The sequence below is a fragment of the Xanthomonas sp. NCPPB 3200 genome (genome assembly GCF_056393585.1).
In genome coordinates this window covers 2567161-2583702 of record NZ_CM150785.1, presented here as the reverse complement: position 1 = coordinate 2583702, position 16542 = coordinate 2567161, and the positions used below count along the sequence as shown (strand labels likewise).

Annotated in this window: 13 protein-coding genes, 5 tRNA genes and 2 pseudogenes; 9 read left to right on the top strand and 11 right to left on the bottom strand. The window is 65.5% G+C overall.

All coding sequences use genetic code 11. The annotated features are described in order from the left end of the window. Window positions 1–5 precede the first annotated feature (5 nt). The gene (locus AC06DU_RS11260; protein ID WP_184609450.1) at window positions 6–767 is read right to left on the bottom strand and encodes a 3-hydroxybutyrate dehydrogenase; all 762 of its coding nucleotides are present in this window, start codon (window positions 765–767) and stop codon (window positions 6–8) included. An 82-nt stretch (window positions 768–849) separates the two neighbouring features. On the opposite strand from AC06DU_RS11260, the gene AC06DU_RS11255 reads away from it, so the two are divergent. From AC06DU_RS11255 to AC06DU_RS11235, 5 genes are all read left to right on the top strand, one after another. Beyond that, the gene (locus AC06DU_RS11255; RefSeq protein WP_179465750.1) at window positions 850–1512 is read left to right on the top strand and encodes a CDP-alcohol phosphatidyltransferase family protein; all 663 of its coding nucleotides are present in this window, start codon (window positions 850–852) and stop codon (window positions 1510–1512) included. Window positions 1513–1566: 54 nt separating this feature from the next. Next, window positions 1567–2730 (top strand): class III poly(R)-hydroxyalkanoic acid synthase subunit PhaE, encoded by a 1164-nt coding sequence (gene phaE / locus AC06DU_RS11250; protein ID WP_349777918.1) that lies wholly within the window; start codon window positions 1567–1569, stop codon window positions 2728–2730. Between the two features lie 2 nt (window positions 2731–2732). Next, window positions 2733–3809, top strand: a complete 1077-nt coding sequence (locus tag AC06DU_RS11245) for a class III poly(R)-hydroxyalkanoic acid synthase subunit PhaC (protein WP_024938704.1) — start codon at window positions 2733–2735, stop codon at window positions 3807–3809. A 103-nt stretch (window positions 3810–3912) separates the two neighbouring features. Further along, on the top strand, window positions 3913–4113 hold the full coding sequence (locus AC06DU_RS11240; protein ID WP_102256626.1) for a PspC domain-containing protein: 201 nt from the start codon (window positions 3913–3915) through the stop codon (window positions 4111–4113). Beyond that, on the top strand, window positions 4083–4598 hold the full coding sequence (locus AC06DU_RS11235) for a hypothetical protein (RefSeq protein WP_349777776.1): 516 nt from the start codon (window positions 4083–4085) through the stop codon (window positions 4596–4598). Before AC06DU_RS11240 ends, AC06DU_RS11235 begins: the two co-directional genes overlap by 31 nt. On the opposite strand, the gene AC06DU_RS11230 is transcribed toward AC06DU_RS11235, so the two are convergent. Next, a complete protein-coding gene (locus AC06DU_RS11230; RefSeq protein ID WP_349777777.1) occupies window positions 4556–5767 on the bottom strand; it encodes an NAD(P)/FAD-dependent oxidoreductase in 1212 nt (403 codons plus the stop codon). The two genes, AC06DU_RS11235 and AC06DU_RS11230, sit on opposite strands and share 43 nt — an antisense overlap. Before the next feature lie 192 nt (window positions 5768–5959). Between AC06DU_RS11230 and AC06DU_RS11225 the strand changes: the two genes are divergently transcribed. Both AC06DU_RS11225 and AC06DU_RS11220 read left to right on the top strand, forming a co-directional pair. Next, entirely contained in the window at window positions 5960–6187 is a 228-nt protein-coding gene (locus tag AC06DU_RS11225) for a hypothetical protein (protein ID WP_016904406.1), read from the top strand. Between the two features lie 244 nt (window positions 6188–6431). Continuing rightward, on the top strand, window positions 6432–8798 hold the full coding sequence (locus AC06DU_RS11220) for a Tex family protein (protein WP_478202448.1): 2367 nt from the start codon (window positions 6432–6434) through the stop codon (window positions 8796–8798). 385 nt (window positions 8799–9183) lie between these two features. On the opposite strand, the pseudogene AC06DU_RS11215 reads toward AC06DU_RS11220, so the two are convergent. The 3 genes and pseudogenes from AC06DU_RS11215 to AC06DU_RS11205 all read right to left on the bottom strand — a co-directional run. Next, window positions 9184–12165: pseudogene (locus AC06DU_RS11215) on the bottom strand (PAS domain S-box protein); the annotation flags it as partial. 54 nt (window positions 12166–12219) lie between these two features. Beyond that, window positions 12220–12483, bottom strand: a pseudogene (locus AC06DU_RS11210) (hybrid sensor histidine kinase/response regulator); the annotation flags it as partial. Window positions 12484–13154: 671 nt separating this feature from the next. Continuing rightward, on the bottom strand, window positions 13155–13535 hold the full coding sequence (locus AC06DU_RS11205) for a response regulator (RefSeq protein ID WP_046342825.1): 381 nt from the start codon (window positions 13533–13535) through the stop codon (window positions 13155–13157). 139 nt (window positions 13536–13674) lie between these two features. Between AC06DU_RS11205 and AC06DU_RS11200 the strand changes: the two genes are divergently transcribed. Together AC06DU_RS11200 and AC06DU_RS11195 are read left to right on the top strand one after the other, a co-directional pair. Beyond that, window positions 13675–13761, top strand: a tRNA-Leu gene (locus AC06DU_RS11200). A 348-nt stretch (window positions 13762–14109) separates the two neighbouring features. Then, window positions 14110–14286: a hypothetical protein gene (locus tag AC06DU_RS11195; RefSeq protein WP_039521745.1), complete on the top strand. Its 177-nt coding sequence runs from the start codon at window positions 14110–14112 to the stop codon at window positions 14284–14286. A 208-nt stretch (window positions 14287–14494) separates the two neighbouring features. Here AC06DU_RS11195 and AC06DU_RS11190 read toward each other — a convergent pair. The 6 genes from AC06DU_RS11190 to AC06DU_RS11165 form a co-directional block, all read right to left on the bottom strand. Further along, window positions 14495–14570, bottom strand: a tRNA-Glu gene (locus tag AC06DU_RS11190). 48 nt (window positions 14571–14618) lie between these two features. Beyond that, window positions 14619–14694: transfer RNA gene (locus AC06DU_RS11185), tRNA-Ala, on the bottom strand. 505 nt (window positions 14695–15199) lie between these two features. Continuing rightward, window positions 15200–15275: transfer RNA gene (locus tag AC06DU_RS11180), tRNA-Glu, on the bottom strand. A 45-nt stretch (window positions 15276–15320) separates the two neighbouring features. Beyond that, a tRNA-Ala gene (locus AC06DU_RS11175) sits at window positions 15321–15396 on the bottom strand. 104 nt (window positions 15397–15500) lie between these two features. Continuing rightward, a complete protein-coding gene (locus AC06DU_RS11170; RefSeq protein ID WP_167708994.1) occupies window positions 15501–15962 on the bottom strand; it encodes a c-type cytochrome in 462 nt (153 codons plus the stop codon). An 8-nt stretch (window positions 15963–15970) separates the two neighbouring features. Continuing rightward, entirely contained in the window at window positions 15971–16363 is a 393-nt protein-coding gene (locus tag AC06DU_RS11165) for a c-type cytochrome (protein WP_039521742.1), read from the bottom strand. Between the last annotated feature and the right edge of the window lie 179 nt (window positions 16364–16542).

The following is a 16542-nucleotide window of genomic DNA, read 5'->3' as shown; positions in this document are numbered from 1 at the left end:
CGCGCTTACTGCGCGGTCCAGCCGCCATCGATGGCGATCGCCTGCCCGGTGATGTTGCGTGCGGCATGCGACATCAGGAACGCGACCGTGCCGGCGAGTTCGTCGTAGTCGATGAAGGCGCCCTTGGGCATCGGCTTGAGCATCACATCGCGAATCACTGCGTCTTCGGCGATGCCGCGCGTGCGCGCCTGGTCGGCGATCTGGCGCTCCACCAGCGGGGTGCGCACATAGCTAGGGCACAGCGTGTTGACGGTGATGTCGCAGTCGGCGGTTTCCAGGGCGATGACCTTGGCCAGGCCGACCAGGCCGTGCTTGGCGGCGACATACGCGCTCTTGTACGGGCTGGCGACCAGCGAGTGGATGCTGCCGATGTTGACGATGCGCCCGTAGCCGGCCGCGCGCATGCCGGGCAGGAGCGCGCGGCTGAGCCGTGCGGCGCCGGTCAGCATCACATCCACCAGCAAGGCCCAGCGCTGCATCGGAAAGTCTTCCAGCGTGGCAACCTGCTGCAGGCCGGCATTGTTGACCAGCACCTGCGGCGCGCGCGTCACGCGCGCCAAGGCCTGCGCGATGCCGTGGTCATCGGTCACGTCCAGCGCCAGTGCTTCGGCCGAGCCGCCGGTGTCGCGCAGGCGCTGCGCGGTGCGTTCGGCTGCCGCCAGGTCCATATCGCTGACGATCAGATGGTGGCCGCCGGAGGCCAGCTCGGTGGCGATGCCGGCGCCGATGCCGCTGCCTGCGCCGGTGATCAGGATGCTGCGCTTCATGCTGTCCTCGGTGTCGATCGTGCCCGGCCGGAGCGGCCACGCTGATCGCCAGCCTAGCCGATAGCGCGAAACGGTCGCCTGCATGGCGTGCGCGCGTTACCCTTTGCGCCTCGATCACCTCAGGCTGCGCATGAAACGCCATTTCTCGATGCTGCGCGATTTCCAACTCGCGGACTGGTTCACCCTGGCCAACGCCTTCTGCGGCACCGGCGCGGTGTTCGCGTCGATGCGCTTCCTGCAGGAAGGACATCGCGGCGACCTGCTGCTGGGCATGGCGCTGATCCCGCTGGCGTTCGTGTTCGATGCGCTGGACGGGCATGTGGCGCGCTGGCGCAAGGCGTCCTCGACCCTGGGCCGCGAGCTGGATTCGCTGGCCGACGTGATCTCGTTCGGGGTGGCGCCGGCGGCGCTGGGCTATGCCTGCGGCATGCGCGGCGGCTGGGATTGGCTGGTGCTGAGCTATTTCGTCTGCTGCGGCGTGAGCCGGCTGGCGCGCTACAACGTGACTGCCGAAGAGATCGCCGGCGAGGCCGACAAGGTGCCGTACTTCGAAGGCACCCCGATCCCCACCAGCCTGCTGCTGGTGATCCTGCTGGCGGTGGCTGCCAGCAGCGGCCATATCGGCCAGACCTTGTGGTGGGGCCAGTGGCAGCTCGGGCCGTGGCAATTCCACCCGCTGGTGCTGCTGTTTGCGGTGTCCGGCTCGTTGATGATCAGCAAGACGCTGCGCATCCCCAAACCCTGACCGGTACGGCCGGGCACACGCGGTAGGATGGCTGGTGGACAGTCACGGGAAGGGATCATGGCAACCAGCGGTTCGGACAACGGCAACTTCGAAGACAAGGCGCGCCAGTACTGGAGCGCCTGGGGAGATGCCATGCGCCACGGCCAGTCCGGCGCCGCTGCACAGCCCGGTGCCGTTCCTGGGGCGGGGCCGGGCAGTGACGCACCGCAGGATTGGCGCAAGGCGATGGACTGGTGGTCGCAACTGCTGCCCACCCAGGCCGCACCGCAGGCGCAGGAGGCCATCGACCGCTTCCGTCATCAGGCCGGCGACTGGTTCGGCACCATGCAGCAGGTGGCCGCGCAGTTTGCCGGGCGCGACACCTCGGCCAATGAGGTCTCCGAAGCCTGGCGGCGCGCCGTGCAGGGGCAGGGCGAGCAGCTGATGCAGTGGACGCTGGGCTCGCTGCGTGGCGGCAGCCCGGGCGGCTTCGACCCGTGGCTGCAGGACGCCGCGCAGGCGCTGGCGAAGTGGCGGGAGGAAAACGCGCCCTGGCTGGACATGCCGGCATTCGGCGTGAGCCGCAATCACCAGGCACGCCTGCAGACGCTGGCCCGTGCGCAGCAGGAGTACCAGGCGCAATCGCAGGCCTATGGCGAACAACTCAAGTCGGCCATCGAGCAGGCGTTCGGCCGGTTCGCCTCCAAGCTGGGGGAGCACGAAAGCAGCGGCAGTCAGCTGACCAGTGCGCGTGCCTTGTTCGATCTGTGGATCGAGGCCGCCGAAGAGTCGTATGCCGACGTCGCCTTGTCCGACCAGTTTCGCGAGGTGTATGGCGGCTTTGCCAATGCTCATATGCGCCTGCGCGCCGCGTTGCAGGAAGAAGTGGAGCAGTTGAGCGAGCGTTTCGGGATGCCGACGCGTTCGGAGATGGACGCCGCGCACCGCCGCATCGCCGAGCTGGAACGTGCGGTGCGGCGCATGCTGCGCACCGCGGCCAGCCCGGCCGGCAAGCCGGCTGCAGCGGCGGCTGACCCGGTTGCGCCGGCCACGGCCAGGCGCGCGCCGGCATCCAGGGCGGACACTGCGCCCAAGCCGGCAGCGGCGACCAGCCCGGCCAAGAAATCACCAGCGAAAACCGCCCCAGCCAAGAATACGAAGGCGGCCAAAAGCGCCGCCAGGCCATCGGCCGGCACAGCTTCCGGTAAGCCGGCCGCACGCAAGCCACGTGGAGCGTAGACATGAAAGGCCCGTTGGGATTCAGCGCCGAAGACCTGATGCAGGAAACCCTGTCGATGCAGCGCAAGCTGCGCGAGGGGCTCAAGCTGTTGCCCGGCGTGGAAGACGTGGATTACGGCGTGACCGAGCGCGAGGAAATCTGGCGCGATGGCAAGGTGGTGCTGTACCGCTTTGTCGGCGAGCAGGCGCCGGTGGCCAGGACGCCGCTGCTGATCGTCTACGCGCTGGTCAACCGCCCCTACATGGTCGATCTGCAGGCCGACCGCTCGCTGGTCAAGGGCCTACTGGGCCACGGCCAGGACGTCTACGTGCTGGATTGGGGCTACCCGGACCGCTCCGAGCGTTACCTGACGCTGGAGGACTATCTGCTGCGCTATATCGATGGCGCGGTGGATCACCTGCGCGCGCAGTCGGGGCTGGAGGCAGTCGATGTGCTCGGCATCTGCCAGGGCGGCACGTTTGCGCTGTGCTATGCGGCGCTGCAGCGGCCGAAGGTGCGCAACCTGATCACCATGGTCACGCCGGTGGATTTCCACACCCCCGACAACATGCTCTCCAACTGGGCGCGCATGGTCGATGTGGATCTGTTCGTGGACACCATGGGCAACGTGCCGGCGGATCTGATGAACGCCAGTTACCTGATGCTCAAACCGTTCCGGCTGAATCTGCAGAAATACGTCGGCTTGCTCGACATCCTCGACGACAAGCAGGCGCTGGAAGATTTCCTGCGCATGGAAAAGTGGATCTTCGATTCGCCCGATCTGGCCGGCGAGGCGTTCCGCGAGTTCGTCACCCAGTTCTATCAGCGCAATGGGCTGGTGACCGGGCAGGTGCGCATCGGCGGGGAGGCGGTCGACCTGCAGGCGGTGGACATGCCGGTGCTCAACATCTACGCCGAACACGATCATCTGGTGCCGCCCGACGCCTCGCGTGCATTGCGCGGCCTGGTCGGCAGCGACGACTACACCGAGCTGAGTTTCCGCGGCGGGCATATCGGCATCTACGTCTCCGGACGTGCGCAGCGCGAGGTGCCGGTGGCGATCCATCGCTGGTTGCAGGAGCGTGGCGGCAACGCGTGATCCGGCTTCGGGTTGCGCTGTGCCTGCAGCGAGCAGCCGCAGCCGTCACAAGGCGCAGTCGCTGCGCTTTTTAGACTGGGCGACACGTTCGAAGGAGCCTTCCATGGTCACGACCACCGCATTGTCCCGTTCCCTCAACGACCGCATGATCGCCGGCGTGGTCGGCGGCATCGCCCGCCGCTTCGGCTGGAGCTCCACGCTGTTGCGGGTGCTGTTCGTAATCGTGTCGATCGCCTCGGCCGCGTTCCCCGGCATCCTGGTCTATCTGATCCTGTGGCTGCTGATCCCCAATCAGGCCGACTGACGCCCGCCCGGCGCCGGTGGTCGTCCGTGCAGGTGCTGGGCGCGTTGTGGACGCTGCCCAATACCTTGCTTGGCCTTGCCATCGGTGCCGCCGGCAGCTGTTTCGGCGCGCGTCCGCGCTGGTCCGGGCAGGAAGTGGCCGTGGTGTTCCATGCCTGGCCATGGGGACCGGGCGGGGCGATGACGCTGGGCAATGTGATCCTGCTCAAGGGCGCCTCACTGGATCTGCAGTGCAGCACGTATGCGCATGCGGCCGGGCGTTGTCAGCACCCGCCGGTGCGCCTGGGCGACCACGAACGTGCGCATGTTTACCAGTACATGCTGCTCGGCCCGCTGTTTTTGCCGGTGTATCTGCTGTGCGGCGGCATCCACGTGCGCAATCCGCTGGAACGGGCCGCCGACACGTATGCGCTGCACGGCCACGGCTGGTGGCCGTGGGGATCTCAGCGCAACCGCGAGAAACCGAACAGGTCCGACAACGGGTGAGGCCTGCCTTCCAGTTGCGCGCGCAATAAGCCTGCACCGATCGCGCTGTAGGTGATACCGTTGCCGCCGTACGCCATCGCGAACGACACCCGCGGCCCATGTTGCGGATGCGGGCCGAAGAATGGCAGTCCATCGGCGGTTTCGGCGAAGGTGCCGCCCCAGGCGAACACCGGGCGCAGGCTGATGTCCGGCATCGTCTGGTGGATCTTCTTCAGCAGCGTCTTCAGCTTGCGCATGACACGTGCGTCGCGACGTGCGGGCAGATCGATGTTGTCGTCTTCGCCGCCGGCCACCACGCGTCCATCCGGCGTGCTGCGCAGGTAGAGATAGGGACGCGCGGTTTCCCACATCATGGTGTGCTTGAGCGCGCCCATCTCGCCATCGTGCAGCGGATCGGTCACGAATGCGTAGCTGCTGCGGTTGCGTGCAACGCGCTGCGACAGCCACTGCTGGTTTGCGTAGCCTGCGGCCATGATGACGTGCCGGGCGCGCAGCGTGACCCCGTCGCGGGTGCGCAACGCGACATGCCGGTCGTGGGGTGTGAGGGTGGCGATCGCGGTGCGGTCGTAGATGCGCGCGCCGTAATGCTCGCCTTCTGCAAACAGGCGGTAGCACAGCCGATACGGATCGACGCTGGCAGCCAGGCGGCTGAGGATCGCACCCTCGGAGCGTACGCCGTAGTTGTGCCACAACGGCGCGCGCTCGATCCATTCGACCGGAAGAGTGTGGGTTTTTCGCACCTGCAGTTCGCTGCGTAGGTCGTCGAGATCCCGCGACCGGCTGGCGTAGTACAGGCTGTCCTGACGGCTGAAGTCGCAGCCGCCCAGCGTATTGCAGAGGCCTTGCAGGTCGATGATGGCTTGCGCGCACGCAGCGTATGCAAGCGCTGCCGCCGGCATGCCGTAATGCCTGGCCAACTCGATCATCGGTGTGTCGATTTCGTACTGCAGCAAGGCGGTACTGGCCGAGGTACTGCCCCAGCCGATCTCGCGCTGCTCGAGCACCACCACCTCGTGCCCGTGCTTGAGCAGTTCGTGCGCGATCAGCGCGGCGGTGACCCCGCCGCCGATGATGGCCACCTCGCAATCGGTGTCCCGCTCCAGACGTGGATAGGCGCGCATCAACCCGTTGCGGATCGACCAGAACGGGTAGCCACTCTTGAGGTCCATGCGGTGTCGTACGTGCGGGCGGAGCGCAATTGGACCGGCAGGTCGGGTGAAGCGGTTGTGCAGACAGGCGAGGGGATCCCGCCGTCACCAAACCGCAAACAGCCGGCGTTAACGTGCGTGGAAAGCTCCTCACGGCACGGTCGTTATGCTCGCGCCACTAACGTAGTCACAGTTGTTAATGAGGGTGTGGGCATGTCGATCGTTCTGTACGTCGGTGGCAGCAAAGATGGCGACAAGGGAGTTGTGCCTTACGGGTTCAGCAAGTCGCGCGCGATGACCGACGCTGGCCCGGAGATCTATGTCGAGCGCATGGTGCCGTTGAAGGACGTCGGCAAGATCCGCGTGATGGCACTGGAATCGCTGCACGAAAGCATCCTGGTCGAGCGCGCGGCCACGCATTACGCAGGTCGCGCCAGTTAAGCGCAGCCGACCGGACGAGTGCGCTCACCGTCAGTGGGCGCAAAGTGCCCACTGCTGCAGGTATCGCAACGGTACTTCGGCGCTTCCGCACAATCGGTAACCACCTGACGATCGCCCGCTAGCGCTTGTCAGCCATCGACGGGCGCGCCGGCATAGGGTTATGGCGATCCTGTCAACGGGTTCCCGCGGCGGGCCAGCACTGCGAAAATGCTTTTTTCAGTGAAGCGGCTCCGGCCGCGCCGCCATGCACGACAGCCAGCTTGCCCAGCAGATCGCTCGCACCATCGCCGACGAGATCGGTGCCCAACCCGCCCAGGCGCGCGCCGCCATTGCCCTTCTCGACGAAGGCGCCAGCGTTCCGTTCATCGCGCGCTACCGCAAGGAAGTCACCGGCGGGCTGGACGATACCCAGCTGCGCAATCTGGAAACGCGCCTGACCTATCTGCGCGAGCTGGAAGAGCGCCGCGCGGCGATCCTGTCCAGCATCGGCGAGCAGGGCAAACTCAGCGACGAATTGCGCGCCGAGATCGTGGCGGCCGACAGCAAGTCGCGGCTGGAAGACCTGTACCTGCCTTACAAGCCCAAGCGCCGCACGCGTGCGCAGATTGCGCGCGAAGCCGGTCTGGAGCCGCTGGCCGATGGCCTGCTGGCCGACCCGAACCAGGCGCCGGAAGTCGCTGCTGCGGCCTACATCGACGCGGAAAAGGGCGTGGCCGATATCAAGGCAGCGCTGGAAGGCGCACGCGCCATCCTGATGGAGCGCTGGGGCGAAGATGCCGCCCTGGTGGGCGAGCTGCGCAGCTGGTTGAACGACAACGGCGTGATCCGCGCGCGCGTTGCCGAGGGCAAGGAAGAGGCCGGTGCCAAATACCGCGATTACTTCGATCATGCCGAATCGCTGTCCAAGATTCCCTCGCACCGCTTGCTGGCGCTGTTTCGTGCGCGCCGCGAGGAGTTCCTGTACCTGGATCTGGAGCCGGGCAACGATGCCGAGGCCGGCCATCAGTACGCCGAGGGCCGTGTGGCGCGCAATGCCGGCATCTCCAACCAGAACCGTCCGGCCGATCGCTGGTTGCTGGATGCCTGCCGGCTGACCTGGCGCGCCAAGCTGCACATGCATCTGCTGCTGGACCTGTTCAACCAGGCGCGCGAAAAGGCCGAGGCCGAGGCGATCGCCGTGTTCGGCGACAACCTCAAGGACCTGATGCTGGCCGCACCGGCCGGCCCGCGCGTGGTGCTGGGGCTGGACCCGGGTATCCGTACCGGTTGCAAGATCGCCGTGGTCGATGCCACCGGCAAGCTGGTGGCCACCGAGACGATCTACCCGCATGAGCCCAAGCGGCAATGGGAGCAGTCGCTGCAGACGATCAAGAAGCTGTGCATGCAGCACAACGTGGAGCTGATTGCGATCGGCAATGGCACCGCCAGCCGCGAGACCGACAAGCTCGCCGGTGAGGCGATCGCGCTGTGCGGGGCGAGCAAGCTGCAGAAGATCGTGGTCAGCGAAGCTGGTGCGTCGGTGTATTCGGCGTCCGAGTTTGCTGCCAAGGAGTTTCCCAATCTGGACGTGTCGCTGCGCGGTGCGGTGTCGATTGCGCGGCGCCTGCAGGATCCGCTGGCCGAGCTGGTCAAGATCGAGCCCAAGGCGATCGGCGTGGGCCAGTACCAGCACGACGTGGATCAATATCGTCTAGCCAAGGCGCTGGAGGCGCGCGTGGAAGACTGCGTCAATGCGGTCGGTGTGTACGTCAATACCGCGTCGGCGGCGCTGCTGTCGCGCGTGTCCGGGCTGTCGAGCACGGTGGCGGAAAACATCGTGCGCCATCGCGACGACAATGGGCCGTTCAAGCGCCGCAAGGACCTGCTCAAGGTGCCGCGTCTGGGCGACAAGACCTTCGAACAATGCGCCGGTTTCCTACGCATCGCCGATGGCGACGAGCCGCTGGACGTGTCGGCGGTGCATCCGGAAGCCTATCCGGTGGTCGAGCGCATCGTCGGCAGCACCGGCAAGCCGATCAAGGCCCTGCTGGGCGACGGCAGCTTCCTGCGTGGACTCAAGCCGGAGCTGTTCACCGACGAGCAGTTCGGTGTACCGACCGTGCGCGACATCCTCAAGGAGCTGGAAAAACCCGGCCGCGATCCGCGCCCCGAATTCAAGGCGGCACAGTTCGCCGAAGGCATCGAGGACATCAAGCACCTCAAGCCCGGCATGGTGCTCGAAGGCGTGGTCAGCAACGTCGCCGCATTCGGTGCGTTCGTCGACATCGGCGTGCATCAGGATGGCCTGGTGCACATCTCCGCGTTGTCGGACACCTTCGTCAAGGATCCGCGCGATGTGGTCAAGGCCGGCGACATCGTCAAGGTCAAGGTGCTGGAAGTGGACGTGGCGCGCAAACGCATCGCGCTGACCTGCCGTCTGTCCGATACGCCACCGCCGGCCGATGCTGCAGCCCAATCGCGCGATCAGCGCGGCAACGGCGGCGCGGGGCAGGGCCGGCGCGAGGGTGGCGGTGGGCGTGGCACGGCGCAGGGCAACAGCAAGCCGCGCACCACTGCGCCGCCGGCCGACAACGCGCTGGCCGCAGCATTCGCGCGCGCCAAGCGCGGCTGAGCCAGCGTGCCAGGCGGCTGTCCTGGCGTGGCTGGGCCGTGTAGATAGACCCGCTCGCAAGGCGGCGGGTCCGGCTGCGATTGGATCGCGCTTGGGCAGGCTGATCTGCAACTTGGCTGCGGGTCCGTGCACTCCGACCACCGCGGTGCGCCTATGCAGATACGATCAGTCGTAAGGCGGCTGGTCTGAGGCCTTGCTGCAGGGCCCTTGTCCGCCCACCATCGCAGGACACGCCGCAAGTACGTCCTTGTAGGCTCTTACGCGGCATCCATGCCGCGTAAGGTCCCGCGACGGTGGGCGGGCAAGGACTTGTTGGGATGGTCTGTGTGTGTGCTGCAAGCAGCACGTGGTTGACCACGCTGTTTTATTGCGTTTCCAGGCGATCTCACGCCTCGCTGCGTACCGCGCGCGTCGGCAAGATCAGGCGTTCGATCAGGTCGACCAGGCCGGGTGGTTCCACCGGCTTGCCCATATGCGCATCGAATCCGGCGACCACAGCGCGGTCGCGGTCTTCTTCGCGCACATAGGCGGTGAGGGCGATCGCAGGGATGTGCCGCGGCAGGTCGGCGCGGCCGGAGCGCACCGTGCGGATCAAGTCGTAGCCGTCGCGCACCGGCATGGCGATATCGCTGACCAGCACGTCGAAGGGCGTCTCTGCCAGGCATTGTTCGGCCGCTTCCACCGAGCCGGCCGCCTGCACCTGCGCGCCGGCAAGTATCAAAAACTGCACCACCGCCTCGCGCGAATCCTGGTCGTCGTCGACCAGCAGCAGGCGCACGCCATCCAGGCGCCCGAGACAATCACTCGGCAGCGGACCGACCTGCAGCGACCCGGCCGACGCGGGACGCAGATCGCTGACCCCGTGCTGGAACGGCAGCACGATGGTGAAGGTCGACCCCTTGCCTTCGCCCGCACTGGAGGCACCCAGGCTGCCGCCGTGCAGATCGACCAACTGGCGCGAGATCGACAAGCCCAGCCCCAGCCCGCCCACGCGCCGCGTGGTGCCGGCATCGGCCTGCCGAAAGCGGTCGAACACATGCGGCAGGAACTCGGCCGCAATCCCGATGCCGGTGTCCTGCACGCACAGTCGCAGCCGTTCGTCCTCGATCTCCAGCGCCACCCGCACCGTTCCGCCGGGTGAGGTGAATTTGAGCGCATTGCTGAGCAGGTTGGACAGCACCTGCTGCAGCCGCCCGGCATCGCCGAAGAACCACAGCTCGCCCTCGCCGGGTGCATCCAGTTCCAGTGCGATGTCGCGCGCCAGTGCAGACGGCTGCATCAACTCCACCGTACTGCGCATCAGTCCTGCGATATCGAAGTGCTCTGCCTGCAGGCGGATCTTGCCGGACAGGATCGCACTCATGTCGAGCAGGTCGTCGATGATCTGCGTCTGCGCACGCGCACTGCGTTCGATGATGACCAGCCCCTTGCCCAGATTGGCCGGCTCGAACACCTCTGACTGCATCAACCTCGACCAGCCCAGGATGGCATTGAGCGGCGTGCGCAATTCGTGGCTGAGCGTGGCCAGGAACTCGTCCTTGACCCGGTTGGCATGCTCGGCCTGGCTGCGTGCGACAGTCTCGGCCTGCAGCGATTGCTTGAGCTTGGCATCCACGCGCGTACGCTCGATGACGATGCCGGCCAGATGCGATGCAGAGCGCGCCATCGCCTGTTCGCGCAGCGAGGGCAGGTGGACGCGGTCGTAGTAGATGTTGAGCGTGCCCAGCACTTGGCCGTTGCTGTCCAGGATGGGCGTCACGCAGCAGGCGACGATGCCCAGCGCCGCCGAAATCGCGTGGTGGTCGCTGAAGCTGGGGTCGGCCTGGATGTCCTCGCAGATCACCTGCTGACCGAGATAGGCCGAGCGCGCGCAGGGCGGCCCGTTCGGCCCGATCGGCGAGGCTTCGAAATGCCCGCGGTACTCGACCGGAAAATGCGGCGCCGAGCCGAAGCTCAGCATCTTGCGTACGTCATCCAGCACCATCACCGCGCAATACAGCGCAATCTCGCCACGCGCTTCCACGCTCGCTGCGATGGCGTCCAGCACCACCGGCAGCGGCGCGCCGGTGGTGATCAGGCTCAAGATGGCGCGATCGGAGGCGGTTTCATCCTCGATCAGCTTGCGTTCGGAGATATCGGTCAGCGAGCCGATATGGCCGAGGAAGCGTCCGTCGCTGGCGAAATGCGGCGACGCGGTATCGATGCACCAACGGTATTGCCCGTCGTGACGACGTACGCGGTACTCGGCCAGGAACTCGCCTCGCTGCTCCAAGGCCTGGCCGAACGCGTGGCGCACGCGTTCGGCGTCGTCCGGATGCATCACATCCCACCAGCCCTGGTCCATTGCCTGGTCTTCGGCCTGCCCGGTGAAGTGGTACCAGCGCGGATTCCAGTACACGCAGTCGCCCTGCGCATCGGCCATCCAGATCATTGCCGGCACCGTCTCGCACAAGGCGCGGAAGCGCACTTCGCTTTCGCGCAGCTGTTGCTCGAACGCACGGCGGTCATGGATATCGGTGTAGGTGCCGATCCACTCGCTGATGCTGCCGTCGTCCCCGCGCACGGGCAGGGCACGCGCCAGATGCCAGCGCCGCTGGCCATCGTGGCGTTGCAGCTCGCACTCCATTTCGTAGGCGCGTTCGCCCTCGATGGCCAACGCCCAGGCCTGCGCAGACAGCTGCAGGCCATCGGCGGTGTGTGCCTGATGCCACGCGGTAGTCTGGTGGTCGGCAGGATCCAGTCCGGTGTATTCGTGCCAGCGACGGTTGAAGTAATGCGGCTCACCCTCCGGGTCGGCAATGAAGATGATCTGTGGCAGCGTATCGGCCAGTCGGCGTAGCCGCGCCTCGTTGGCGGCCAGTTGCTGCTGCGCCTTGGCGCGTTGCATGGATTCCCAGCAGCGCGCCGCAACCAGGCGGACCAGCTCGATCTCGGCGGACAGCCAGCGCCGCGGTGCGCGCTGATGCACGCCGATGGCCGCGACCAGGCGGCCGTGTTTGTGCAGCGGAATCGCCAGCGACGCGCGCAGGCCGGAGCGGCGGTACTGCTGCGCCACGTAGTCCGGTGCGCCGGGCGCCATCGCATCGGTGGTGAACCAGGGGCGATTCTCCAGCAGGGCGTCGCGCAGGCCCTGTGCCACTTCCAGCGGAAAATCGCCCTGCAGGCTAGGCATGTCCTGCACATGGTCGCTGATCACGTGCATGGTTCTGCCGTCGGCCGCCGCCAGGCCGAACGCGCAGCGATTGACCTGCAGATGCTCGCCCAGCAAGCGCACGCTGGTATCGATGATCTGACGCGGATCGGAAACGTTTTGCAGCGCGTCTTCGAGCATCAGCAGGAAACTGTCGCGACTTGCCATGCTGCGTTGCTGAGTGACATCGAATCCGTGCACCAGGATCGCGTCAATGCGGCCGTCGCGCTCGCGCATCGGCTGATACAGGAAATCCACGAAGGTCTGATCGAGCGCATTGCCGGGCGTGCGCTGCAGATAGGCGGACATCGATTCGCCGATGAAGGGGCGGCCGCTGCGCCGCACCTCATCGAGCAGCTCGAGATAGCCCTGGTCTGCGACTTCCGGCATCGCCTCGAGCAACGGACGGCCGAGCAACGGTCGCTGGCCGACCAGCTCGTGGAAGCGTTGGTTCGCGCTTTCGATGATGTAGCCGGGTCCCCGCAGCACCGCCATGAAGGCCGGCGACTGGTCGAGCGAAGGCGACACCGCTGCGGGCGCGGACTCGCGACGGGGCGGCCCTGCAGCAGGGGCGGGCGTGCCCGCGACATACAGCATGCCCAGAGGTTTGCCGGCCTGCAGCACCGGGCTGCAGGACCACGTCGACAGCGTCAATGCTGCACGCGTATCGGCATTGCTGTGGTTGGCTTCGGCGCCGTCTGCAAGTTCCGCGAAGGGTTGGCCGAATGCTGCCGGGTGGCGTTCACCCAACAGCGCGGCGCAGGCATCGTTGTAGATGCAGCGCGACTGCTCGCCCCAGACCAGCAACATTGGCGCCTGTGCATGCAGGCACAGCGAAAGCGTCGTGCGCAGCGCTGGGCTGTCGCGTAGCAGCGGGTCGGCGGCGCATGCGGACGATGCCAGCAACAGCCCGGCTGTCTCGCACGTCTCCGGCAACAGACCGGCAAACGGCGACACGGCGATATCCATTGGTGACCTGCCCATCATGCCTGGATGCACGATTCTAGTGGCAAGCGGGCCGTGATCGAGGGGGTGTGGCAGCCGGCGCGACCGCGCGATGAGCCTACGTTAAGCGCAGCAGGCGGGCGGTCTGCAGGTGTGGCTGGCGATGCATGAGGGCATCGGCCGGGCCCGCATGCTGGCGACCCAGGGGCTGGTCGGAGCTTTCAGCTGGCGGCGCCGCTCAGTTGCCGTGCCCTGGCCAAAGCGCTGATCAGTTCGTCTGACAAATAGGGCTTGGTCAGGATCACGCCGCGCTCGAAGCCGCTGGGGATGGTGCCACTGGCAACACCGGTCGCCAGCACGAACGGAATCCCGAGCTCCGACAGCAACCGGGCGACCGGCTCGCTGGTCTCGCCATTGCCGAGGCGGTAGTCGAGCACTGCGATCTCCGGCGCATCGGCCTGGATCAGGGTCAGCGCTTGCGCAACTTCCCCGACCGGACCCAGCACCACCGCGCCAGCCTGGACGAGCTGCAGATCGAGCAGCATGGCATTCATCTGGTCGTTCTCGACCACCAGCACCCGAACTCCACGCAACACCGACATTGCTTACTCCTTCACCTAAGTCGGCCAGTATATCGACACTGCTCCACCGCAGCGCTGACGCCATTGCTTGCAGCTGAATTCGTCAGGCGCGTTCTGACACTGTTCGTTTCATGCGCAAGTCGCTATACTGCGCGGCCACGCCGAAGTGGCGGAATCGGTAGACGCAGCGGATTCAAAATCCGCCGCCCTTAAAAGCGTGTGGGTTCGAGTCCCACCTTCGGCACCAGGATGTAGCGGTACAAGCAAAGCCCTTCTGGCGACGGTCAGAGGGGCTTTTCTTTTGTGCGCTCGATAATCGTCGGAACCTGCGAATGTTGGCGGCTGTTGCCCCGTCGCGCCGAGCATCATTGCGGTCAGAAATAGAGCGATTTGTGGTCGACGTGGTGCAGCAGCTGGTGCAGCGACGTCACGTTCTTCGTTGTATGGCGGCGTGTTCCATTAACGCGCATCGATGATGCGTGGTCGCTGAAAATTCCGGCGAGATGAGCATGGGTTGCTGGTAGACGCCTGTAGGCACGCAGCCATCACGCGCGATGCGTACCTTGGAAAGCTCTTTTCAAGCAGGTGGCTTCCCATGGATTTCGATTCTTCGCAGCAACTGCGCATCTTGCGCGACATCCATGACACCACGCCGGTCGCCGACGAAGAGGCCAACTGGGCAGTGCGTGCCGGCTATGCGACCCAGGCCGAAGACGGCGATATCGATCTCACCCACGAAGGCCGCAAGGCACTGGATGTCGGCCAGACCTGATCCGTCGTTGTGCGGATTCGTTCGACGCGCGAGTGCGGCAGGGGCTTCATCGCGGAGTGCATTACACCGTCGATCCGCGTATGCGTGAGTGTGGATGGAGTGACACGATGCGCTCGTATCGTGCCGCCACCGACTGCATGCGGTGGAACAGGGCGCTCTGAGTTAGATGCAAAAAAAAGCCCCGGCAGTGCCGAGGCTTTCGGATGATTGGCGTCCCCACGGGGATTCGAACCCCGGTGTCCACCGTGAAAGGGTGGTGTCCTAGGCCTCTAGACGATGGGGACGCGTATCAAAACCTGGTTGTAGATTCCAGACGGCCTATGTCCGGAATTTGGTGGAGCCAGGCGGGATCGAACCGCCGACCTCCTGCATGCCATGCAGGCGCTCTCCCAGCTGAGCTATGGCCCCACGATGCTGCGAGCCGGCAATCATAGCGACATCGATGACACTTGGGAAGTGGTGTGTGCAAAAAAGTTTGCGCGACCGATTCGCCAGTGGCTGGGACCAATGTGGCGCGTGCCTTTGCGAGCGCTTGATGAGTGCGCGCGTCGCAAACTGATCGACCTAGATGTCGTCTGCATGCACGAGTGTCTGATTGCGTAAGGTGTGGCGATACAGTGGCCGTGGCAGTTTTTGCACGTCGGTCATATGCAACAGTCTGCGCACAACATTCGATCCGCATCGCAACATCCCGCGTTTGCTTGCACCGGCATACGCGTAGCCGTGCCGGTAGCTGCAGCAGGTGAGGTGCAAAGCTCCAAGGCGCACTACGTTGATGCGGAGCTGTTGCATCATCGATATCGACAGATGACACGCCACACCACGAGCACTGCGTGCAGATAGCCGCGCACGCAATCGATGCTGAAAAACACGCAAAAAAAAAGCCCCGGCAGTGCCAGGGCTTTCAGATGATTGGCGTCCCCACGGGGATTCGAACCCCGGTGTCCACCGTGAAAGGGTGGTGTCCTAGGCCTCTAGACGATGGGGACGCGTATCAAAACCTGAGTTGTCACCCTGACGGCCTAAGTCAGGAGTGGTGGAGCCAGGCGGGATCGAACCGCCGACCTCCTGCATGCCATGCAGGCGCTCTCCCAGCTGAGCTATGGCCCCACGAAACTGAGAACGAAATGATAGCGGCCTGTTAATGTTCGCGCAAGTGCTTTTTCATTTCGCATGAGACGCAGCGTGCGCGGGGCACGCTGCGCATCGGCAACTCAGTTGACGCCGTGCAGGTCGCGCAGCTGCGTCTGTCGAGCACCGAAGTATGCGGCCAGGTCGGCGATGTCCTGATCGCTCAGGGCAGTGGCCTGCGCCGTCATCAACGGGTGCTGGCGATCGCCGCTGCGGTAGGCCTGCAAGGCGTGCGCAAGATAATCGCCGTATTGGCCGCCGAGCTTGGGATAGCTGGGGTCGATGGGGGCATTGCCGTCGGCGCCGTGGCAATCGACGCAGCTCTGGCCGGTGGCCTTGCCTTTCGCGTGCGCCAGCTTGTCGCCGGCGTCGGCGCGCCCGGTCGGCAGGCCGGCAGACGAGCCGGAGCCATGTTCGCCGCTGGCGTGGCCGGCATCGCCGGCGGAATGATCGGTGGACTCAACCTGGGATTGGGAGCAGGCCGCCAACATCAGGGCAGCGACCAGGGCGATGGCTAGACGCGAAGCGTGCAGGGCGTTCGGCATGTGGGCGCTTATTTAAGGGTGGACAGGTAGGCGGAGATATCGGCGATGTCCTGCTCGGAAAAGCTCTGCGCCTGCGCTTGCATGGTGGGATGCTTGCGTTTGCCCTGGCGGTACTCGGTCAGCGCCTGGGTCAGATACTGGCTGGATTGGCCGCCGATCTTGGGCACGCGATAACTGGGATAGGCGTTCTTGTAGCCGGTGACGCCATGGCAGCCCTGGCAGGTATAGGCCAGCAAGCGGCCGTTGGACGGGTTGCCGGTGGGCGCTGCGGGTGTGGCCACTGCCGCGGCGGGCGCAGGCGTGGCGGGTGCGGCTGGCGTGACTGACGGTGTCGCTGATACGCCCCCAAACGGCAGGAAGACGACCAGAGCGAGACAAGCGGCGAGCGGCTGCGGGCGCATGGTTTCGTATCCGGAAGACTGATTGAACGTCCGCACGTGGGGGCGTGGCGGAACCGGTCCGAGTATGCCTGCGATTTGGCGCCGCGCAAACGGGGTGAATACGCGAACTTGAACAGACCATGACCTTTGGCGCATTGGCGACATGATCGTTCTGGTGGTCTACTTGCCTACAACACCTG